This is a genomic window from Variovorax brevis (assembly GCF_030317105.1).
Classification (GTDB): Bacteria; Pseudomonadota; Gammaproteobacteria; order Burkholderiales; family Burkholderiaceae_C; genus Variovorax; species Variovorax brevis.
This window is the reverse complement of sequence record NZ_JASZYG010000017.1, coordinates 71854-93582: the sequence shown is the minus strand read 5'-3', so window position 1 is coordinate 93582 and position 21729 is coordinate 71854. Positions and strand designations below refer to the sequence as shown.

The window sequence follows — 21729 nt, the reverse complement described above, 5'->3', positions numbered from 1 at the left end:
CTTGCAATCCAGCGCCGATTCGCCCCGCATCCTTCTACGATGGTGCCGACGACGGCCCGGAAAGGAAAAAATGAAATCGAGACTCACGGCGATACTCTTCAGCTTGACGGCAATGGTGAGCACAAGCTGCGCAATCGCGCAGCAGCAGCAGCCGGTGATCGTCAAATTCAGCCATGTCACAGCCGAAGATACTCCCAAGGGCAGGGCGGCCCTGTACTTCAAGGGCTTGGTGGAAAAACGCACCAAGGGAAAGGTGGTGGTTGAGGTCTACCCCAACAGCAAGCTCTACAAAGACGCAGACGAGTTCGCCGCCCTACAAAGTGGCAAGGTGCAGATGCTGGCCCCAAGCCTGTCCAAATTCCCCGCACTGGGTTTGCGTGAGTTTGGAGTCTTCGACCTGCCGTATATCTTTGACAACTATGCGGACGTGCACCGCATCGTTTTAGGTCCGATAGGAAAAAACCTGTTGAAGAAGCTGGAGCCAAAGGGAATCCTTGGCCTCACCTACTGGGACAATGGCTTCAAGCAGTTCAGCGCCAACAGACCATTGAAGAAGCCCGATGACATTAAGGGGCTAAAGATTCGGATTCAGGCATCTGTAGTGCTCGAATCGCAGATGCATGCACTCGGTGCGATCCCTCGTGCAATGGATTTTTCGGATACCCTTTCTGCGTTGAAGGCGGGAACCGTGGACGGCACCGAGAACCCGATCTCCAACTTCTACACCCAGCGCATGCAAGAGGTACAAAGATACCTTGCTCTGACCAATCACGGCTACTTGGGCTACGCCGTCATAGTCAACAAGAAATTCTGGGACGCGCTGCCCATCGAAATACGCACAACCTTGAATGACGCAATGCGAGAGGCGACCATTTTCGCCAACGACATAGCTTCCGAGTCCAACAACGACGCGCTCGAAGCTTTGCGGGCTGAAGGCAAGACAGAGGTCATTCGGCTGACGCCACAGGAAAAGGCCGAATGGAAAAAGGCTCTCGTGGTTGTCCATCGGAACATGGAGGATGGCATCGGCAGGGCGTTGGTGAGGTCGATTTACAAGGAAACCAACTTCAATCCGGACCACCCTTGACGCGCTGGCTACGGTCGCCCTCGCGCAGCCATCACGCCGTAGAGCTCCCGTACGACGTCGCTCGCGCGGGGCCGTGCGCTGATGCCCTTCGTGCATCACGTAGCCATCGCCAACCCCATGCAAGTGCGGGCAATCGCCTGGGCCAAGGTGATGACCGACAAGATCGACGCCGCGACGCTCGCCCGCCTGCACGCGGCGCAGTTCCTGCCCGAGGTGTAGATGCCTAAGGTCTGGCGGCGTTCGTAGAGCGAGCGCAGGGTGGCGATCCTTACGGTCGACGTTTGCAGCGCATCACAGACATATCGCAACAGCGTCTTGGGAAAGGACGCGAATCGGTCCATGGGTCGCCCGCTTGCCCGCAGGAACAGCATCTGGATGGCGGCCGCACCGCGTCGGTCCCGGCGGAACCGTTCGCTGATCGCAGCAAGATCGTCCTTGCTCAGGCAAAAGGCTTGCTCGACGTCGAACTCGGAAAGCCTGGCAGGCAGGTCCTCCATGCCGACTAAGCGCTTGGCAAACGACGACACGGCGAGTCTCCAGGAAGTCGGGGCCGTGAATCTACTCCTGTCACGTGCCTTGCGAGCCCCCTTTTTGTGTTCGGTTACGTGTCGTGGCCGCAGCGCGTGGGCCCTTGACGGACGACCGTGTCAATTTGTCGAAAAAATACGATTGCCCCAATCTGAAGGCACCAGCGGCTTCCGACGATCTCGCCCAACCGTACAGCTCAAGCTTTGGTCGGCACACTGTCCGACATGCGTGCGACCTTTTGCGTCGCACGATCAAGTGCTCGGAATTAGCTGCGGCCCGACGCCACCATGAACCCCCAAGACATGAACCCGCGTCACGCCATTTCTGACCCGGCGATGCGATCGCCGGAAGGGCTGCCTTCAGGCTGCAGCGTGCAATGAAAGCCGCCCAATGGTTTGGCGTATGCAAGAAGGCGGTGATCGCCTGGTCCAGCGACTTTGCGCCCAGCATGGGGGCGGCCATCTCCTACTACACCATTTTTTCGCTTGCACCTTTGTTGGTGCTCGTCATTGCCGTCGCGGGCCTGGTGTTCGGCGCGGATGCAGTGCAGGGGCAGATCGCCGGCCAGCTCTCCGGCATGGTCGGCGAAGATTCTGCCAAGGCGATCCAGGCAATGATCACGAGTGCGGCCATCAGTGGCAAGGGCGTTCTGGCGACGGTCCTGAGCATCGTCGTGCTGGTGGTCGGTGCCACCAGCGTCTTCGCTGAACTGCAAAGCGCACTCGACCGGATCTGGCATGTCACCGAAGAGCAGAAGCCCAAGGGCGTGTGGGGCATCCTGAGAGCGCGCGTGTTCTCGTTCGGATTGATCCTTGGCCTGGCTTTCCTGCTGATGGTGTCGCTGGCGATCAGCACTGGCCTTGCCGCGTTCGGCAGTTTTCTTGGTGGCCTTCTGCCGGGCGGGGAAATCTTTCTGCAATGCCTGAACCTCGCGGTGTCGGTCGGCGTGACGACGGTCCTGTTCGCGATGATTTTCAAGTACATGCCCACGACGCCGGTCGCGTGGCGGGATGTCTGGACCGGTGCAACGGTCACCGCGGTCCTGTTTGAACTGGGCAAGGCGCTGATTGGCCTGTACCTCGGCAAGAGCGGGATGGCGAACGCATTTGCCGGTGCGGGCTCACTGGTGCTGCTGCTGGCGTGGGTCTACTACGCCGCACAGATCTTCCTGCTCGGCGCGGAGTTCACCAAGGTCTTCGCACAGGAGCATGGGTCCGCGAAGTCATCAAGTGGCGGCAGTTTATCCATGACCGGCGAGTCGGTGGGTGAAACGGGTGACGGCCGCACCGCGGCACCATTGCCCGATTACGCTGGCATTGCACGTGTCGCAGACATGCAAAAGGAAGTCGACCAGCGCATCGAACGGGCGGTTAAGAGCGTGATCCCCAAGCTGTTGATACTGGGCGCGATGACGGTGCTGGATGCGCTCGCCGAAAGGCGCATCCAAGCGCTCCACAAGAAGCGACGCGCCACGGCAAAGGCGCTGAAACGAATCTGAGTTGCTCTGGCGTCCACCAGTTGAGGCCAGTGCTGGACTACGCCGGTCGCTGCCGCCGCCCCACAGGCGCGTCATTTTCGAGAAGCGATATTGCAGCATGAGATTGCGCCGGGCAACCTCTCTTGATCTTCCGACGCGGCGTGGCGAATCGCCTCGAATGTCAATGGTGACTCAAGCGTAAAGCGCGATCAGGTCGCTTCGGCGAAGGGGCGCGCGCGTGGCAGCAGGGCAGGGCGGGTTGCCAGATTCCCGCGTTGCTTGACATGGCCGGGGTGACCAATGCCTTCGAGGCCGAGGGCATCCGCCCACTTGGGATTGGTCCGGATTCCCAAATCGGTCAGTCTCAAAGATCGGGCCGGCACCTTGCCACCATTCGCCGCTACTTTGCTACTCTGTGTTCATGAACTGACGATGCAGCCAGATGTTCATCGTGCCCGAAGCGTTGGTGTCGCCGGGGTAGTGGTTCGTTGGCCAGTTCCTTGCGAGCCGTGAGAAAGCTGTGCAGGCCCAAGAGTCTCATCAAGTCGACGATCGCGGTGTCAGGCCGGCGGCGTAGTCCTGCGCATTTTGAAGCGACAGAGCCACTTCAGGCGCCACCGGCGACCGTCAGGCGTAGTAGTTCTTCGGGAAGAGCACTTTGAAGACAGTGCCCGTCGCTTCAGACGACTCGAGTTGCACGCTCGCATTCAAAAGATCGGCCAGCCGTTTGACAATCGACAGCCCGATGCCTTCACCGGGGCCTTCGACTACCGGCCGTGAATCTTCGCGGATCTCATGTGGGCGCTCCCCTTCCGCTTCGCTGGTGAGTTGCGTCGCATCCTGTAGCGCCGAAGCCAGCGGTGATCCGGGACCAGCATGCAGGCCCGGCCCCGTATCAGCGACACTCAACAGCCATCGCTCGTCACTCGCCGAATCCTGCTCGCCCCACGACACCGTGACGCCGCCCTCTTTGGTGTACTTCAGCGCATTCAGCACGAGGTTCTGGGCCAGTCGACGCAGCTTCACCAGATCGCTCGTGACCATGAAGGGAGAGGGGCCTTGGCAACGCAGATAGAGCTTGCGCTCGTCGGCGAAAGACTGGATGCCATCGCACAGGTTCGCCAGTTCGGCCGCGGCGTCGAAACGATGGACCTCCCTCGTTTCATGGCCCGCCTGCAAACGCGTCAGGCTGGTGACATCCGACAGGAGGTGTCGCAGGGAGTGGATGTTGCGGTCCAGGATCGAGATGAACCTGTCACGCGTGGCCTGCGTGACTTGCGGCATCCCCAGGCCACGCGCGGCCGTCGCGACGACGCCGACGTTGCCATGAAGGTCGTGAGCGATCTGGCGCCAAAGTTCGGCGCGTTGCTGCTCCATTTCCTTCACCTGCTCCAACGCATTCTCGAGGTATTTCACGTGGCCCGCGGCTTCCATGCGCTGGAGCTCAAAGTATTGAGATGTGCTTTCCTCGATGTTGCTGGCCGACGCCACGGCCCACAGGCGGCGAGCATGCGACATCGCCTCGGGTGAAACGTCCAGGCGCGTGGCCGCACAGCGATCCAGTTCCTCGACCATGCGAACGTTCAGCAGCCCGAATTCGCGTGTCACCTCATGCAGGTCATAGCCTTGCTGCCAGCGGTGAAGGCCGTGCGCCGTGGCGGCGTCAGGGTTGGGCTCCTCGGGCGTAGCGCTCCGTGCATCGGCTCCCCGAATCGCCTGGACGAATGCCAGCAGCACGTCAGGCACGTGATCGTTCAGCTGGGTGCGCGGCAAGACGCGATTGGTCAAAAGGCTAGCGTCCTGCCGGATGGACTTTCGCCAGTCGCGAAGGATGGCGTCCAGCTGGCCCTGCAAGTGGTCTGCGACTTTTTCAAGTTCGGATGGCAGATCAGTCAAGGAGGTTTCCTTTGCGCCGTGTAGCGGTGGTTGGCGGGTTTCGCATGCGCTTCTTTCACCTTCTCCTGCTCGCCGGGTCGAAGGTGCTGCCCTGGATGTCGAGCGCGAAGGACTCGCCATGGTTGATGTTGCGCAGATGCCATGGTCCACTCGACAGCAGGTGCCGCGCAGCTTCGTCGGCGAGGTGTGGCACGGATCGAAGCATCCAGTTCTTGCATTATCGGGCAGGCGCTCGGGGCGTCTTGGCCTCATGCTCTCACATCGGCCGCAGTGGTCGCGAAGGAATGACATGCGCAATCCCTGGACAATGAAGAACCCGGCCACGAGTATGTGGCCGAGCGCCGTCAACCGGGTGGCAGGCTCGGCACGGGGCCAAGCGACCGCGGCTGCGAAACGCCAGGTCGCCACGATGAAGGGCTGAAATGACCAAGCAGATCATCGACTTCTGGAGCGGCAAGGCCATCCGGCCCACCGCGAGAAGAAAGACCCGCCGATGACTTCCCCGACTTCACGGTTGCGCCTCGCCGCATGCCGAACGCTTGCTCGACGACCCAATGGCAAAGAAAACGCTGACTTCCGTCTGGACGAAGATCTTCCAGCGGAACATGACGATCCTGACGCGCAGCAGCCTGCGCGTGAGCAAGAAGGCGGTCGACGGCGTCGTCAAGAAGGCGATTGAAAAGCGCAAGGCGCCCACGCGCACGGGCCAGTGGCTCGCGGGTGTGGCGATGGGCGCAGCCGGCATGCGGCGCTACCGCCTCTACCGGCCGCCCGACATCAAGTTCGGCGAAAAGCTGCCTCTGATGGTGATGCTGCACGGCTGCAGCCAGGACGCGAAGAGCTTTGCGAAGAGCACACGCATGAACTCCATCGCGGCGCGTGAACGCTTCATGGTGCTCTACCCCGAGCAGGACCGCGCGTCGAACGCGGGTGGCTGCTGGAACTGGTTCGACACCTCCGGCGGGCGCGCGTACGGCGAAGCCGCGCTCATCATGAATGCCATCGACCAGGTGAGCATCATGTATGGCGTGGACCGCACGCGCGTCGCCGTGGCAGGACTTTCGGCGGGCGCCAGCATGGCCGCGCTGCTCGTGACGCGGCACCCGGAACGCTTCAAGGCCGTGGTGATGCACTCCGGCATTCCCCCGGGCACCGCGCACTCCACCATGTCGGCGCTGGGCGCCATGCACGGCCTGCGCAGGACACGGCTGCAGGCGGTGGCGCCCGTGGCGAGGATGACTGCTGCATGGCCGCCGCTGATGGTCATTCACGGCGGCATCGACCGCGTCGTCGCACCCGGCAACGGCCAAGCCGCTGCACGGGCATGGGCGGCTGCGGCGGGTGCACGGGAATCGGCGCCGCGCAGCGTGCAACGCGGCAAGCGCTACGCCACCAGCGTGACCGACTACCAGCGAAAAGGAAGCACAGTCGCCACACTCGTCGAGATTGCGCAACTGGGCCATGCCTGGAGCGGCGGGTCCGCCAGGGAGCCATTCAGCGACGGCGAGGGGCCTTGCGCATCTCGCATGGCTTGGGCGTTTGCGTCAAAGCAGTTCCGCAGTTGATCCAATCCTCGTCGTTTGTCTCAGGCCTGAATTCCGCGGCAGCCCTGTCCATACTTCTTCCCGGCGCTGCCTGGAGGCGTTCTCGCCGCTGTGGGCGTCGATCGGCCATTCTTACATGTGCCGACCGAACCAAATCGCCTAGAGGATTGACAGGTAAATGGCGCCTTGACCGGTGCACATCGTGACGCTGGACTTCCTCCGGCGCGCAGCCATGAGCGGGACATACTCCGCCCACTGAATGATGCACCCACGATGATGACCACACCCCAGGACTTCCAGCCCGTGCTCGACGAGATCAACGCCGAGATCCGCCCCTTGCTCGGTGTGGGTGGGAAGTTCGCCAGCTACATCCCGGCGCTCGCGCGCGTGCCCGCATCGCAGTTCGGCATTGCGCTTCGGACCTGCAGCGGCCACGAGGCCTGCGCCGGCGACGCGGCCGTGCCATTTTCGATCCAGAGCGTGTCCAAGCTGTTCACGCTCACGCTCGCATGCAGCACCTGGGCGAACGGCCACAGGCCTCCTGGAAAGCCGGTGCGGTTCACAGGAGGATGTAGAACGCGGCCATGACGAGCACACCGCCCATGGCGAATTGGACGATCCGCTCCCTCGGCAACGGCAGGACTGACGCGCGTCCATGCGCCGGATCTTGTGCGCGATTCAGTGCGGCGGAAGACCTGAAGTCCTGGGGCGTGCGGATGGGTCGTGGCATGTTGCCCATTGTGTTGAAAGGTATGCGGTGGACCAAGGAACAAACGCACGCTTGAGGACGCAAAGAATCGGTCGACGATCCCCTGTGGGAACCCAGCGAGAAGGCATCGCCGATACGTCGCCCCGGCATTGCTGTCGTATCGAACCTGGCGAAGGCCGGCCTGTTGTACGCGGTAGCGGACCGGCACTGCCGACAGGATGGTGCTTGGGTGGTGCTTGAATGCCAGGCAAGGCTGCGACGATCCTGCTGGCTCGCGGGATCAAAACGGATCTCCGTCTCAAGCGATGAGGCAAGCGAGGCCGTCGGGCGGGGATGTCGGAGCACCAGCCCATCGTGCCCCCTGGCTCGCACGTCTCTCGAAGTGTCCGCGCCGTGGGCCCCGCCGGTGAGACGGTGCGTGTGGGTGCCACTGCCAGCGTGTCGCGCAGCGGCGTCCGCGGCAGGTGAGCTACCGGTGCCCCGCCCTTGTTGCGATGGGACGGAAGTCACAGCGCGCCGCACAAGGCAAATGCGTAGGTGGCGTCCTGGGCCGCCACGAAGCCACGCCGGATCGGCAACTGCAGGTCGCCGGACCGGCCCATGGGCGTGTGGGCGGGATCGTTCGTGAAGCGGCGAAACACGCCCCCGCGCGACGCCATCACCTTGGCGACCGGCGAGCATGGCCGGACAAAGATGTCTTCGATCCGGCTCTTGTTGTGCCGCACGATCGTCTGCTGGTCGCCATCGACCACGCACAGGGTGCCTTGCTCCGTCTCCAGCACGCCGCGAAAGCGATTCCAGACCGCGGCAATGGAGGGCTTGATGCCGCCCAGCGCGCATCCAGAGCGTTTCGCATGCGCGACCAGTTCGGCATGCAGTTCGATCGAGATGCAGGACACCAGTTGTCCGCCCTCGGGCGATGCATCGGCAAAGCAGAACGCCGCCGTTCGGGCGTCGCGTTCGAACAGTTGCTCGAAGCGTTCGCGGGCGAAGGTGTCGCGCAAGCTGCGATCCACCCAAGCCGGTGACCACGGCAGCGTGAAGTACAGGGCCTCGGTCGGCCCCACGACCCAGTTGATGGATCGCTTGGCGGGGACTTCGGCAATCCAGTCCTGCAGGCGGTCCATGGCGCCGGCGCGTTCGCCCGCGATGAACTCGAAGCTGGCCTTGCGGGTCACCGCCGGCTTGCGCCAGCGGCGTTGAAGCTCGCAGGCGATGAGGGTGTGCGGCGCGAGGTGAACGCGGATCTCGGTGGCGGAATCGGTGCGAAAGGTCGGGAAGTGCATGCCCGCTATTGGACGAAAGCCCGCAACCAAAGGTAACTATCAATGTTGTTAGGACGGGTCGTCGCGACCGCCGACAGGGTTCAAAACTGTGGCTTTGTGCACGGATTCGGGAGCGGCCAAAGTCAGAGGCTAGATCTGGGCGATCAATGAGGGGGTGGCAGGTTGGGGAAGCTCTCGATCCGGCGGATACCAGCGTTTGAAGTTCCTGACGTCTTGCCCGTTGAGCACCGCGCATCGCACCTGCAGAAGCGCATTTGCTCCCATGCGAGTCCACTGCATGTGCCCGTTGCGTTTCATGCGTTGGCCACTCACGTAGTCGTGGGGGAGAGTGTGCAAAAGTGTGGGAGGCCGGTCTCGAAAGTCAAGCACGGACCTCACTAGGAACCCACGTCCGCTAAGGGGGGTGCCTCCGACCGTCCGATGACCGCCAGAGTAGCGAGAATGGCCGGCCGCCGGGGCCTCGCAGCCTCCCACACTTTTGCACACTCTCCTTCACGCCCGGCGAACCAGGTCATCCAGCAGTTCTGCGACGAACACCTCGAGCGCTACTTGCTCGCGTTCGTGTACGGATACCTGGGCGACCACGACTTGCTGAGTGTGCGCACCGACGCCGAAAAATACCTGCTGCTGGCCGCCCTCAACCTCGTGGAGTGCGTCGCCTTCGTCGGATCCACGATCTCATCCTGATGTCACCGGCACGGAACCGGGTCAAGGTGGAACGGCCGGACGCTCACGCGTGGACTGCTCTGCATCGCCGCGCCCTTCGGGGCAACAGCCTTCCGGTCTAGGCATGCTGATCCCTGCGACCTTACTACCTCAGTATCACGAAGAGATTATTGAAGTCATCGGTCCAGGGCCTTTTCAGCTCCGGGTTGGGTGGAATAGCCGTTGGCTCGACGCCGATCACTTCGGGCGCCAGCAGCGAAGGGTTCCGCGCGACCAGCATCCAGTCGGTCGCGCGAAAGGGAGTGTGCTCGGCTTCATCGTGCACCAGCACCACGTGCAGCCCCCGCGCCTTGGCGATCTGCTCGATGACCGGTGCGAGAGCGATGCGGCGGTTGGTCACATTGAAGGCCACCACGCCGTCAGGCGTCATGTGGCGCCAGTACACGTCCATCGCCTGCAAAGTTATCAAATGCATTGGGACCGCATCGCCCGAGAAAGCGTCGACTGCAAGCACATCGTAGCCTTGGGGCGACTCGCGTTCGAGCGCGAGCCGCGCGTCGCCGAGTATCCGCTCGATGCGCGCAGAGCTGTCGGCCAGAAAACTGAACTCGGTGTCGGCAAGTTCAAATACCTGGGGGTTGATCTCGTACATCCGGTAAACATCACCGACGCGGCCGTAGCTGGCGAGCGTGCCGACGCCCAGCCCGATCACGCCGACACGCCTCGGTTTCTGCGGCGCTGCGGCCAGTGCGTGGCCGATGCCCGAGTCGGGGCCGAAATAGGCAGTGGGCGTGCGTCGGCGGTCATGTGCGAGGTACTGCTCGCCGTGTTTGATCGAGCCGTGATACATCTGACGCACATTGTCTTCGGCGTTGTCGCGCTGCGTGTCGAGCGTCATCAGGGTGCCGTAGAAGTTTCGCGACAGGCGCCGTGTATCGCTCAGATCACCGCGCACCTGCTCGGCCAGAAACCAAGCGCTCAACACGGCCAACGACAGCGCGGCCGCCATGCCAATTCGCGAGTTCCGCAGCAAGGCAATGCCCGCCAGCGCGACCAGCACCAGACCAACTCCCAGTTCGTAGTAGGCCGGCAGCAAATGAGGCGCGACGAGTCCGACCGAGACGCCGCCCAAGGCGCCCCCGAGCGACAGCATCAAGTAAAAGCGCGTCAACCAGCGCGTGGTCGGACGAAGTCGCGCCATTTCGCCATGCAGGAACATGCACAACACGAAGAGCCCGGCGACGTAGAGCGGGATTGCCGTCTTGATGTACACACCAAGGCTGCTCTGGAGGCCATAGGCGCACAGCGCAAGCATCGTCGCGGCAAGCGGAAGAAACACGGATCGGCGATACCACCGGTCGCTCTCGAAGCACAGCACAAAGCTGAGAAGATAGACCGAGAGCGGTAGCACCCATAGAAACGGAATGGCCGCCACATTCTGCGTGATGTGGTTGGTGATGGCGAGCAGCAGCCAGGAACCGAGCGCGGGCAAAGTAAGCCAGAGCAGATAGTCCCCGGGGCGCGGTGGCGTCTGTGTCTCCGTTGTCGTCGACACTGCCGCGGCCGTCGCACCGAGCGCCGTCTCGTCCCAATGGCGTGCCATGTAAAGCGCCATGCCAGTGCACAGAAGCACGAACATCAAATAACCGAGCGACCAGCCCCATGCCTGCTGCAGCAGCTCACTGCGAGGTTCAATCAGCACGGGATAGGCCAGCAGCGAGGCCAACGAAGCCAGGTTCGACAGCGAGAAGTAACGATACACCTGGGACCCCAAGGGGGTACGCGCAATCCACGACTGCACGAGCGGCCCGGTCGTGGAAAGCAGGAAGTACGGCAGGCCGATGGTCGCGAGCAGCAAGCCAAGAATTTGCAGCGTCGGATCCTCCGTGCCCGCAGGCTTCCAGCGTGTGCTGGTCACGATCGGGAGGAAGGTCAGGCTCGCAATCAGCAGTCCGACGTGCAGTGCCGCCTGCACGCGCACGCGCAAGTGGCGCGTGATCCAGTCCGAGTACGCATAGCCCGCGAGCAGCGCGACCTGGAAGAACACCATGCAGACCGACCAGACCGCGGCCGAACCACCGAACCAGGGCAGGATCTGCTTGGCGATCATCGGCTGAACCAGGAATAGCAAAAAGGCGCTGGTGAAGATGGTTCCAGCGACAAGGGCCTTGACCAGAAAGCGGTTCATCGACAGGCCTGTCCATTGATGAGAATGAAGGTTGACTGCTGACGCGTAAAGCCAGCACACGAGGCCGATTCACTCGCGCAACGTCACGTCGGCAAAAACAGCGAGTGCCGTCAGCCGAAGCGTAGATGCAATTCTCATACCAACGATCTCACACCAGGTTAAACAGGAGGCTCAGGAGACATCGCGCCCTTGCTGCCACCAAGGATTCGCCGAAAAAGTCCACGGTCAATCCGGATGAATTGTTGAAGTCCGATGAGCAGGCAGGCAGGTGACGACGACCTTCATGTCGAGCATTTCGAGAGGCCCATAGTTCGACAAGAAAGCCACGTCCGCTGCGTCGCGTCCGTAGGCAACGACGATGCGGCCGCCGCGCGGCTGTGCCTGGGTGGCATCAAAGGTGTACCACCGCCCGCCAACAAAGGCTTCGAACCACGCGTGCATGTCCATCGGCTCCAGTCCGTGAAGGTATCCGACGACCATGCGTGCAGGAATCCAAAGAGCACGGCACATCGCGATTCCCACATGTGAGAAGTCGCGACAGACGCCTGCGCCAAAGCGGAGCGTGTCGATAGCGTCGGTGCTGCCATTGCTCACGCCGTATTTGTATTCAAGGTTCTGGTGAATCCATGCACGGATCGATTCCACCTGCGCGTAGCCGCTCGATGATTTATCTACAAGGTTCCTGGCCTGCGCTTGCATTTTGTCGGAAGGGCAGTAGCGGCTTTGCAGCAAGTAGACGAGTGCATCTTGCGGCAGCCGTGAGGTGTAGCAAAGATGGTTCTTCCGCACTTTGTGTGACGTGATGGTCTGCTGGAACGGCTGACTTGGCGGCCTGAAGTTTGAACTGCGGTGCCTCGCCCCCAAATGTTGCCTTTGTTCAAACGCGAGGTAGCAATGACCGTCATTCCTGGCCTTCTCAGACGCTCAGGACCGTTGGCAAGCACGTCGGCGAGTGGAACGAAGGCGATGATCGCCTGCGCGTGGACGTGTGTGGTTCCGTTCGAGGGGCGGCGTGCCCGAGTTGTTCGCGCCGCAGCTCCCGGGTGCATGGGCGTTCCCGCCGCCGGCTCGATGACCGGCCCAGCTTCGGCCAGCGCGTCACCTTATCGATTGAGGTTCGCCGATTCAAGTGCCTCAATCCGCACTGCACGCAGCGCACCTTCTGCGAGCCGCTCGATTCGTTGGCAGCGCCGAACCAGCGCCGCACGCAACGACTGAACGAGTCCCTGCGCTCTCTTGGCTACGCTCTCGGCGGCGCCGCGGCCGCACGACTTGCGGCCAGACTTGGGATGGGCACCAGCGGCGACACCGTGCTGCGCGAGCTACGCCGAGCCGGGTGTCCCGCACCGCAGACGCCACCCGTCGTCATTGGCATCGACGACTGGGCGATCAAGCGTGGTCACCGCTACGGCACTGTCATCATCGACCTGCAGACGCGTCGCCCAATCGAGGTGCTCGCAGGGCGAGAGACGTCGATTGTGACAAGGTGGCTGCGGCAACACCCGAGCGTCGATATCGTGGCCCGTGATCGCGCCGGTGCCTATTCGGAGGCAGCTCGCGCCGCCAATCCAGATGCTCAACAGGTTGCCGACCGCTGGCACCTTCTGACCAACTTGCGCGAGGCGGTGGAGCGACTGCTGGTGCGACGGGCAGCGAGTTTGCGCGAAGCCGCCAGAACGCCGGGAGAAGTGCCGATAGTGGAAGCTCATCCGATCACCGACACCTACGCGTCGCAGCTGAAGCTCAATATCTGGCAGCGCCTGGGCATCCAGCGCCGTGAGGCGCGACTTGCCCGCTATGAAGAGGTCATGCGCCGCCGCCAGCTCGGCGAGACGTACAAGGCGATTGGCCGTGCCATGAACCTTGACCAACGAACGGTGAGCAAGTTCGTGAGCTCAGGTTCATTTCCTGAGCGAGCACCGCGCACGCGCGGCCCGACTTTTGCTGGACGGGCATCGTCAGCACCTGAATTCGCGCGTCGCCAAAGGCTGCGTCAACGCAGCTCATGTCTGGCACGAGTTGCAAGCGCAAGGCTTTGCTGGGAGCCTCAACACGGTTCGCAGCGCAATGGCGCGCGCTCACGCCGGCAAAAGCCATGGACAAGGGGGAAAACAGGCAGCTCGCGGCATCGCTTGCCCGTCGTCAAGGCAAGCCTTTGCATGGCTGGTCGGCTGGCATGGGAAAAGAGCGGCCGAACGCAAGGGCTTTGACCAACAGTGCTTCGTCGAAAGGCTGTGCAAAATCGAACCGGCGATTGCTGTGGCTGGCAGTCTGACGCGCCACTTTCTTGGCCTGATTCACCGTCGCGACCTTGACGGATTCGATCGCTGGCTGGCCAAGGCCAGTGATTGCGACGTGCCGGAAATGCGTCGATTCGCAACGGGCCTCAAGGCTGATTTGTCCGCAGTGCGCGCGGCCTTCACTTCCGAGTGGAGCAGCGGCCAGGTCGAGGGGCAAGTCAACCGGCTCAAGTTCCTCAAGCGTCAGATGTACGGCCGCGCCAAGCTCGACCTTCTGCGCATACGCGTGCTTCATCCAAACTGAACCACGGCGTCACACCAAGTGCGGAAGAAACATCTTTACTACACCTCACGCCTCGATAAACCAGAATCGCCGCTCGGAAGTTTGCAAAGCTGGACCCAGAAGTCGATGACAGTGCTGCGCGGACGTGCGGCAAGGGCAGGGCGTCGAAAGAAGTAAAGATGCGCCCGTGCGAAACCCAGGTGAGGATTCAAAATTACTACTTTGATCAACACTGTCGCAACTTTAGTACCAAAAAAATGGGCGTAATGTTGCGACCGCAGGCGCTTGAAGGCCCCCTAAGTAGCTGATTTCATTGGGTTTTGTGAAATCGCAACGATCGCATCTTTATTACACTTCACGAATGTGGAATCCCTGCCCGGCAAGCTGCCGCGACAGTTCGGCATCGCCCATAGGCGGCGATGAAGAGGATGACCGGGTCCAGACTCTCGATGGGATGCGGAACTGCCCAAAGAGGGCAGCGTAGCCCCCACTTTGGCCCGCTCTCCTTCACGACAAGGAGATGATCCAGAAGCTGACGGCATTCAATGGGGCCTGATCGGCAGGATCACGACCTTGCTGGTTCAGGCGGCCGAGTTGGCGATCCGTGAGAAGACGGAATCTATCAGCTTCGCACTACTTGATCGGGCGGCCGCGGCAGGCATTTTCAAACTCACGGCGTTGCAGGAGCCCGACGAAGCCGACGTGTGAACGGAGCCGAAGGCAGCCACGCGCGCGCCAACTGATGACACATTGAAAGGATCATCTGTGCCAATTGAAAGATCAAAAGTGACGGGTTGAAGGGAAACCGACACCAGACGACCAGCCACGGCGCGCCCCCCAAGGACAATGCGAAAACCTGTCAGGTTGCAGCCCCCTCCACATTGGTAGAGACTACAAGCTCACCCACCACGACATCAAGCATGCGCAACGGAATCTACGAAGCCCATTTCACGACCGATCAAGGGATCCTGGGGACCGGCGCTGTGTTGATCAGCGACGGCACCGTGTTCGGCGCCGACGCGCTTCAATTCTTCAAAGGGCAAATCCACCAGAGCGGAACAGAACTCTCGGTGACCATGGATCTCACCCGACACAACCTCATCGACGAATCCGCCTTCGGCACCGACCCGGTCGTGCGCCTGGAGTGGCATGGCGAGGCCATGGGCGACATTGCATTCAAGCTGAGTTGCAAGCCCCGAGGTGTCAACGTCGCAATCTACGTGTCAGGCCAGTTGCTCAAGGCCCACGACTAGTACATTAACACGTAAGTTCCGAAACGTAGTGACGCCGGAGCTTTCGGTCCGCATCCTGTCGAGTGAACTTCCAATCGATGGTCCGGCGCACCGCGTTTCGATCTGTTTGCCAAGCATCGACTTGGCGCCGCAGAAGTTGCTGGCTTGGCAGGCGACGGTTCAGGCATTGGCGCGTGAGGATGCCGATCTCGATCTCTGCCATGTTGAGCCAACTTGCGTGCTTGGGCGTGTAGTGGAAGCAAACCCGACGCAGCAGTGTGCTGGCAGCTCGCCTTCCCAACACATCGTCAAAGCATTTCCTGAAATGGATGTTCAGGTTGTCCAGCACGAGATGAACGCGGCGCGCGGTCGCATACGTGTGGGTGAGAAGTGTCTGGACGAAGCCGACAAAGTCCGCCTTACCCCGATGAGCGGTGACCGAGACGACGCGCTGCCCCGCCTTGGGCTCTACCGCCACGAACAAATTGGTCGTGCCCTTGCGCACGTATTCGTAGTCCAGCTTGGCCGGTGCGCCCGGCGCCATAGGCAACGGCTCGCGGCTATGGGCAATGAGTTGCAGACTCTTCTCGTCGATGCAAATCACGGGCTCGTCGGCGCGCATCGGTTTGGCGTACAGCTTGAGCAGGTTGTACATGCGGCAGCGGTACTCTTCGGTGAGCGTGCCGATGCACCACATCAGCCGCCGCCAGGGCTTGAGATCGCTTTTTTTAACATGCGCCGCACGGTTTCTCGACTGACGTTGCCAAGGCCCGATTCCAGGCGTGCAGCCCGTTCGAGCTCGACGATCGTCCAGCGCTGGCGACCCTCGGGCGGAGCGGAACACGCCAGCGCCGTCACGCGCGCTTCGGCATCGGTGTCGTACTGTCGAGGTCGACCCGAGCGTGCAACGTCGAACACGGCGAGATCGACGCCTCCTTGCAGGTATGCCGACCGGGTGCGCCACAGCGCAGTTCGTCCGATCCCCAGAACGTCCATGATCTGCGCCTCGGGAATTCCGCGATCCAGACACGACAGCGCATGCGCCCGGTTCACTTCGCGCGAATGATGAATTCCCTTGCTTCGAATCTCCTCGATGACCCACCGATCCTTCTCGGTCAAATGCAGTTCGGTCTGGCGCATGAGAACTCCTTCGTAAACCCAACGGGGATAGACGAAGTGTATTCATGTTCCGTTAGTTATGTGTCGTTGTACTAGGGCGTGTCAACACAAACGAAGCCCGTCAGCGATCAGGGCGAAGCTGATGAAGCCCACGAACATCACATCGAGTTTTTCGAAGCGAGAGAAGATGCGTCTATAGCCTTTGAGGCGTCGGAACAGTCGCTCGACTTCGTTGCGGCGCTTGTACATCTCTCGGTTGTACTCCCAAGGCTCAATTCGAGTCTTCAACGGCGGCACGACTGGAATGAACCCCAGATCGAGCGCCAACTGCCTGGTCTCATAAGGCAAGCTCTCTGTTTTGAAGGCCGCCAAATTGCCGCGGCGCAGGGCTTACCTGCTGGCTGACCTTTTGCGCACTGATGGCCATCGCTGGAGACAGTTGTCGCCGCAGTCCGATTCGATCCGCGCGCTGCGTGCGTTGGTGCGCTCGCGCGACGATCTGGTGGCCACCCGTGTGGCACTGGGCAACCAGCTGCGCAGCCAGCTCGAAGCCTTTTGGCCGGGCGCGGCTTGCATTTTTTGTGACATCACTTCGCCCATCGGCCTGGCGTTCGTCAGGCGCTATCCCTCGGCCGTGTCGGCCGCCCGGCTGAGCGAGGCCGCCTTGAATCGGTTCTGCCGCAGCCAGCATTACAGCGGACGCCGCAGCCCGGCCGAGTTGCTGGTTCGGCTCAACAGCCGTGAGGTGCAGTAAAAACGTGCTAAACAAGTAGTAAAGTTGTGCTCGCTGGCTTTTCTTGGGCTTCTTCGAAGCCCCAATCAACGCAGCAACTCCGGCAGCAGTGCGACGACGCCCTGTCGACGGATCATGGCCGACACGATCTCGTGACTTCGGCGCTCGATGAGCGCCATCGACCGGGGCAGCATCGAGATGACCTCGCGCGGGTGATCGACCTGCTGGCGCAGGCTGAACCCCGCCAACCACCGCACGATTCCTGTCGGCGGGTGCAGCGGCTTGCATTGGAGGGCGCCCGGATGCCGGCAGCCCCACCAGTGCATCGCCGCCAGCATCCAGGCCGCGGCGGCTGCATCGGCTGGCGTCACGGTGATGGTCGCACTGCGCAGATCGAACTGACGTGCTGCCCGTTTGATTGCCCATCGATGCGTGTGCGACAGACGGGCCCGCGACCTGCGCAAGAGCAGCCGCGTGAGGCGCTCGCAGTCCCCAAGCAACTCCTGCGACGCGAGTGGCGCGGAAGCGGGCAGGGCGGTTGCCCGCGCAGCCGGGGCCTGCCCGTGCGAGGGGCGGGTCGGTGGCCATGGCGGCCGCGATATGCGGCGCCACCTTTCAATGAGTTCGTCGCGATTGCTCCAGCTCGACGGTGCGAGCGCAGGGACTGGGACGCATCGGGCAGCGCCTGCCATGCGGCGCGAGCGCACGCCCCCGGCTCGCGCCCATCCCGCCTCTGCGCCTGGTTCGAAGCAGACGTTTTCGAGCGTCGCCGGCGGCAACACGAGGATCGGGAGGACCACCACTACACCTGCAATGGCACGGTCTGCTGGGCCGCCACGTAGCCGGAATCGCGCACTGCGCGCTCCCAGTGCGCAGGTCCGAGTTCCAGGGACGTCGCGTCCCACTGCACCCCGTTGATCAGCATCGATTCCACTGCACGCGTGAAGTAGTCCATCGGAATCTCGGTCATGCCGTGCAGCTGCGCGGCCGCATGCGCATGCACGAAGCCGTTCCACAGATCCGCGGCCGAGTGCTCCAGCCGCAGTCCTGCGCCGTAGGCCAGGGGATAGAAGAAAGCGGTGAATGTATCGCCGGTCCCCTCCGGATACCGGCTCACGTCGTAGCTGGCCAAGCAGGTGGCCGCCTCGGCGGCGCTGCGGAAATGCAGCTGCTCAATCATGAAGCGCGCCACGATCTGCTCGTCGCCAGCCAGCTGGTAGCGGGCCTTGTGCTCCATCAGCTGGGGTTGGCCTACGAGAAAAGTGATCAGGCGAAGCCCATGGTGAGCGAGCTGATCATGGACATCGCGCAGCCACTCCAGCGCGTGCCTGGACATTCGCTGCGCTTCGTCGCACAGCAACACGACGATGTGGCCCGAGCGCAGCTGCAACTGCTCGCTCAGCCGGCGCATCAGCGCAAAACGCTTCTCGGCGATCGTCCTGCCCTGGGGCTCGCGCACGCCTGCGGCGCCCAGCAGTGTGCTGAAGAACGGCCCCTCGAAATCGCTGCGGTGGTGCTCGCAGGACATGCGAAGCACCAGGATGTCGGGACGCTTTCTGGCCAGATGCAGCGCCACGTAGTCGATCGCGTGCGTCTTGCCCATGCGCGGGCGGGCGTGGATGAGCGCGCCGGGTATGAGCACGCGGATGCAGTGTTCGACCAGATCGACGAACGACTCGATGGCGGATGTCGCAACGCGGTAATGGTGCCGGACCAACGGATGGTTGTGAACTGACAGCGGGGCAAGGGTGGAGGTGGCGGTCAGTGCCGCAGTTGATGACGTGCCGCCATGCCTGCCACTCCTCACATTGCCGCCCGCTGCGCCCGTAGCGCCCGTAGCGCGCACGCGCGTCGCGCTGACCCGTGTCCTTGACGCGGCCGGGGTCGAGGATTTCTTCTGGTTCATGCCTGCTCCTTGCAGGCGGCGACACTCGGCGCGGCCCGCCACGGCCGGCGTTGGACGGTCCCGGCCAGCGCCCCGCGGCGCACCCGCGCCAGCGTTCAGCGCGTGTAGCCGGGCTCGATGCGCAGGCGCTTGGCCTTCACCGGGCCGGTGACCAGCTGCGAAAGCGCCGGCACGGCGGTGGGCTCGACCGATGACGGCGGGGTCGGATTCACTCTTGCCTTGGCCTTTGCGCTCGCCGTCTTGCGCTCGCGCTGCACCTGCGCGATGTCGCTGGCCGAGCGCCGGCGCTTGGCGGCGTCCATGCGCCGCAGCGCCAGGAAGGCTTCGATCGGGTTGTCGCCCGTGCCGAATTCCAGTTGCCGTCTGCGCTTGGCCCTGAAGACCTCCTGGCGCACCCACAGCGAATGTGGCTCGTGGCGCCACGCACCGCTGGCCAGCAGATCCTCCAGCACCTGGCCGTCCTGGGTGCTGGCGCGCACGCGGCGCAGATCGTTCTCGTCGTAGTGGATTCGCAGGCGTTGCCCGATGAGGCCGCTGCGCTGCGCCAGCCACTCGCTGGTGTAGCGCACGTTGAAGAAGGTGATGTAGGGCCGCTCGCCGCGGCCCAGGTTGCCGTGCACCCGGCACAGCACGGGATCGTGCAGCAGTTCGGGGCACTCGCGCAGGGGCTGGGGGATGAGCCGCAATCGAACGGGCTCGCGGCCTATGCCCAGCACGTGGCGTTGCATCATCTCCAGCGGCGTGAAGCCACCCAGCCCCGCATGCGGCGTGCCGTGGTAGTTCCACACGGTCAGGTCCAGCAGTTCCTCCAGTTCCTGGGTCGTGACGATCAGCCGCAAGGTGTCCTTCGGGTCGCGCAGGCGCTTCAACGCTGTCTGGGCTGCGCCGCGGCCAGCCAGCGCGCCTGGCAGGCGGCGCGAGAGCGTTGCGGTGACGGTGCCGAAGAAGCGTTCGATGAAAGGGCGGTCGTCCGGCTGGTAGACGGGCCCGAAATCGGCGGCGCAGCCGAGCGCCTCGCACACCACGTCCAGGCTGGTGGCCGCCAGATGCGCGCGGGCATTGTCCAGGCGAATCTGGCGCCAGCAGGCGTAGCGCGTCTGCTCCAGGGCCTGCGACACGAACCCGCCCGAGCGCAGAAGGCTCAGGCCCGGCAGTGTCAGCTGCGGCGCGCTGGCTGGCGTGACGGCGCGCCGAAAGGTCGCAATGGCCTCAAAGCGGCTGCACTCGCGCTTCGTGGAAAGCGTGTAGCCGAGGATGCAACGGGTGGCGACGTCGATGATGGCCAGCAGCCACACCCGTTCGGTCTCGTAGCTTTGCTCGCCCCCCAGCGGATCGCGGTCAATGACTTTCAATCGCACGTCCATCTTGTGGGCGTCGAACTCGACCGTGTCGAACGCATCGCTGGCACCGCGTTCGGGCAACTGGCGCAGCGCCGACGCTGGCTTGATGCGCGTGCCGGCCGCGCGGGCCGCAAGGTCAAAGTCATCCTGCATCCAGGCCCGCAGCGTACGCCCCAGCGAGCGGATGGCCATGTCCTGCTGGTTCAACGGGTAGTCACCAGCGCCCAGACCGAGCTCGCGGCACGCCTGATGAAATCGGGCCGCCGCGCCCTTGACGCCTGTCAGGCGACCAGGTTCGCCAGGCTGCAGGGTGACGTTGCCTGCTTCGAGTTCGCGCCGCAACTGGGCCGCCAGACCTGGATGGCGCTGCAGCAACTGGGCAAAGGCGCCGGCGTTGCCGGCCTTTCCGTGCACCAGTACGCGAGGCGCCTTGCTTCGCTCGTACGCTTGAACCCGGACGTGCGGTGCCAGCGCGCGGTAGCCCCACAGTCGACCATCCGGATGCGCCTGCAGCGCGCGGTGCGCGAGCCGCTGGACGGTGTAGCCATGGATACCCCACTCCCGGGCGATACGCGCCAAGGTCTCACCGCGGGCATATGCTTCGACGGCCCGTTTGCGCTGCCTGAACTGCGTGCGCTGTTCCTTCACGAGTGCGCGGTCATCCAGGACCGGCCATTCGGCAAGGCGCAGGGAGCGCCGTTTGCTCTTTGCATCAACAGAAGTCATTGCAACTCCTCAGGCCCGTAGGAAGCGGGTGTCGCCACTCAGCGGCGTGACAGCCAGGTCAGGACTCTCGACACGTCCGCCAGCCACCAAAGCGAAGAGCGACGCTTCGACGCTTGTGGCGTCGTTCGTTGCAAACTGCTCCAGCACCGCGTCCAGTGTCCGCGGCTGACCGAGATAAACGACGATGGACTGCTCGAGCAGCGGGTCGCGAAAGCGCCGGTGACTGACCAGGTAGGGAACGATGCGCGACCAGTTGGCGATCGGAACTGACCACGCCTGCAGATCTTCCTGACGCACCAATCGAACCGTCTGCTTGTGCAGGATGGCCGGCAGGGCAGGGGTCTCATGCAGCGAAGCATCTGATCCATCGTGCGATGGCCTCCTGTCCTCGATGAACCAGAACTCGCCGGAGGGGACATTGCGAAGCTGGACCCAGAAATCGATGACCGCACTGCCCGGGCCGTCGACATGGGCAGGGCGCTCGGTAAACGACTCGATGGCGGGGTTGGCTTCGATCGCCAGCCAGGTGCGAAACGCGTCGTAGTTGCCCAGGCTCAGGCGCCGTCCGAGCTTGGGGCTGAACACCTCGATGCGCCGGCGCCAACCGCCGCGCGGCAGTGGCAGCGGACGGCTGAACGGTGCGCTGCCGGGACCGGACAGGTGTGCCATCGTAGTAACAATGTGCTTTTGCGAAAACACCGTGAGCACCACAACATTACTACTTGCTGACAACGAAGCACAAATTTATTACCAAAATTTGCGAAGTAAT

18 protein-coding genes and 5 pseudogenes are annotated in these 21729 nt (G+C 62.8%); 10 read left to right on the top strand and 13 right to left on the bottom strand.

Going from position 1 to position 21729, the window contains the following annotated elements; all coding sequences use genetic code 11:
* Positions 1–70: 70 nt before the first annotated feature.
* Positions 71–1087, top strand: coding sequence for a TRAP transporter substrate-binding protein (locus tag QTI66_RS32405; protein WP_444815079.1), 1017 nt, complete (start codon positions 71–73; stop codon positions 1085–1087).
* A gap of 72 nt (positions 1088–1159) precedes the next feature.
* Positions 1160–1303, top strand: a pseudogene (locus QTI66_RS40015) (IS110 family RNA-guided transposase); the annotation flags it as partial.
* Between the two features lie 23 nt (positions 1304–1326).
* Here QTI66_RS40015 and QTI66_RS32400 read toward each other — a convergent pair.
* Positions 1327–1584, bottom strand: a pseudogene (locus tag QTI66_RS32400) (DUF4158 domain-containing protein); the annotation flags it as partial.
* Positions 1585–2063: 479 nt separating this feature from the next.
* Between QTI66_RS32400 and QTI66_RS32395 the strand changes: the two are divergent.
* Complete coding sequence (locus QTI66_RS32395; RefSeq protein ID WP_286564482.1) at positions 2064–3113, top strand: YihY/virulence factor BrkB family protein; 1050 nt, start codon at positions 2064–2066, stop codon at positions 3111–3113.
* A 356-nt stretch (positions 3114–3469) separates the two neighbouring features.
* On the opposite strand, the pseudogene QTI66_RS32390 reads toward QTI66_RS32395, so the two are convergent.
* A pseudogene (locus tag QTI66_RS32390) lies at positions 3470–3651 on the bottom strand (DUF3597 domain-containing protein); the annotation flags it as partial.
* 68 nt (positions 3652–3719) lie between these two features.
* A complete protein-coding gene (locus tag QTI66_RS32385) occupies positions 3720–5312 on the bottom strand; it encodes a sensor histidine kinase (protein ID WP_286564481.1) in 1593 nt (530 codons plus the stop codon).
* A gap of 230 nt (positions 5313–5542) precedes the next feature.
* On the opposite strand from QTI66_RS32385, the gene QTI66_RS32380 reads away from it, so the two are divergent.
* Positions 5543–6553, top strand: coding sequence for an extracellular catalytic domain type 1 short-chain-length polyhydroxyalkanoate depolymerase (locus QTI66_RS32380; protein ID WP_286564479.1), 1011 nt, complete (start codon positions 5543–5545; stop codon positions 6551–6553).
* A gap of 252 nt (positions 6554–6805) precedes the next feature.
* Positions 6806–7120: a glutaminase gene (locus tag QTI66_RS32375; RefSeq protein ID WP_286564478.1), complete on the top strand. Its 315-nt coding sequence runs from the start codon at positions 6806–6808 to the stop codon at positions 7118–7120.
* Between the two features lie 627 nt (positions 7121–7747).
* Here the strand turns inward: QTI66_RS32375 and QTI66_RS32370 are convergent.
* Positions 7748–8527, bottom strand: a complete 780-nt coding sequence (locus QTI66_RS32370) for a hypothetical protein (RefSeq protein ID WP_286564476.1) — start codon at positions 8525–8527, stop codon at positions 7748–7750.
* Positions 8528–8968: 441 nt separating this feature from the next.
* Between QTI66_RS32370 and QTI66_RS32365 the strand changes: the two genes are divergently transcribed.
* Positions 8969–9214 (top strand): hypothetical protein, encoded by a 246-nt coding sequence (locus QTI66_RS32365; RefSeq protein WP_286564475.1) that lies wholly within the window; start codon positions 8969–8971, stop codon positions 9212–9214.
* Positions 9215–9338: 124 nt separating this feature from the next.
* On the opposite strand, the gene QTI66_RS32360 is transcribed toward QTI66_RS32365, so the two are convergent.
* Positions 9339–11381, bottom strand: a complete 2043-nt coding sequence (locus tag QTI66_RS32360; RefSeq protein ID WP_286564474.1) for a fused MFS/spermidine synthase — start codon at positions 11379–11381, stop codon at positions 9339–9341.
* A gap of 225 nt (positions 11382–11606) precedes the next feature.
* Positions 11607–12170: a transglutaminase-like domain-containing protein gene (locus QTI66_RS32355; protein ID WP_286564473.1), complete on the bottom strand. Its 564-nt coding sequence runs from the start codon at positions 12168–12170 to the stop codon at positions 11607–11609.
* Between the two features lie 134 nt (positions 12171–12304).
* On the opposite strand from QTI66_RS32355, the pseudogene QTI66_RS32350 reads away from it, so the two are divergent.
* From QTI66_RS32350 to QTI66_RS32335, 3 genes and pseudogenes are all read left to right on the top strand, one after another.
* A pseudogene (locus QTI66_RS32350) lies at positions 12305–13925 on the top strand (ISL3 family transposase); the annotation flags it as partial.
* A 552-nt stretch (positions 13926–14477) separates the two neighbouring features.
* Positions 14478–14612, top strand: coding sequence for a hypothetical protein (locus QTI66_RS32340; protein WP_286564471.1), 135 nt, complete (start codon positions 14478–14480; stop codon positions 14610–14612).
* Positions 14613–14824: 212 nt separating this feature from the next.
* Positions 14825–15157, top strand: coding sequence for a hypothetical protein (locus tag QTI66_RS32335; RefSeq protein WP_286564469.1), 333 nt, complete (start codon positions 14825–14827; stop codon positions 15155–15157).
* Between the two features lie 4 nt (positions 15158–15161).
* On the opposite strand, the gene QTI66_RS32330 is transcribed toward QTI66_RS32335, so the two are convergent.
* The 3 genes and pseudogenes from QTI66_RS32330 to QTI66_RS32320 all read right to left on the bottom strand — a co-directional run.
* Positions 15162–15833 carry an IS630 family transposase gene (locus tag QTI66_RS32330; protein ID WP_286564467.1) on the bottom strand — a complete coding sequence of 224 codons (672 nt, stop codon included), beginning with the start codon at positions 15831–15833 and terminating at the stop codon, positions 15162–15164.
* Positions 15833–16276: a helix-turn-helix domain-containing protein gene (locus QTI66_RS32325; protein WP_286564466.1), complete on the bottom strand. Its 444-nt coding sequence runs from the start codon at positions 16274–16276 to the stop codon at positions 15833–15835. Before QTI66_RS32325 ends, QTI66_RS32330 begins: the two co-directional genes overlap by 1 nt.
* Before the next feature lie 81 nt (positions 16277–16357).
* Positions 16358–16594: pseudogene (locus QTI66_RS32320) on the bottom strand (IS5-like element ISCARN85 family transposase); the annotation flags it as partial.
* Between the two features lie 19 nt (positions 16595–16613).
* Here QTI66_RS32320 and QTI66_RS32315 point away from each other — a divergent pair.
* On the top strand, positions 16614–17009 hold the full coding sequence (locus QTI66_RS32315) for an IS110 family transposase (protein WP_286564464.1): 396 nt from the start codon (positions 16614–16616) through the stop codon (positions 17007–17009).
* A gap of 65 nt (positions 17010–17074) precedes the next feature.
* On the opposite strand, the gene QTI66_RS32310 is transcribed toward QTI66_RS32315, so the two are convergent.
* The 4 genes from QTI66_RS32310 to QTI66_RS32295 form a co-directional block, all read right to left on the bottom strand.
* On the bottom strand, positions 17075–17359 hold the full coding sequence (locus QTI66_RS32310) for a hypothetical protein (RefSeq protein WP_286564463.1): 285 nt from the start codon (positions 17357–17359) through the stop codon (positions 17075–17077).
* A 431-nt stretch (positions 17360–17790) separates the two neighbouring features.
* Complete coding sequence (locus QTI66_RS32305; protein WP_286564462.1) at positions 17791–18936, bottom strand: AAA family ATPase; 1146 nt, start codon at positions 18934–18936, stop codon at positions 17791–17793.
* 53 nt (positions 18937–18989) lie between these two features.
* The gene (locus QTI66_RS32300) at positions 18990–20960 is read right to left on the bottom strand and encodes a TnsB C-terminal domain-containing protein (protein WP_286564461.1); all 1971 of its coding nucleotides are present in this window, start codon (positions 20958–20960) and stop codon (positions 18990–18992) included.
* Between the two features lie 9 nt (positions 20961–20969).
* Complete coding sequence (locus QTI66_RS32295; protein WP_286564460.1) at positions 20970–21629, bottom strand: hypothetical protein; 660 nt, start codon at positions 21627–21629, stop codon at positions 20970–20972.
* Positions 21630–21729: the final 100 nt, after the last annotated feature.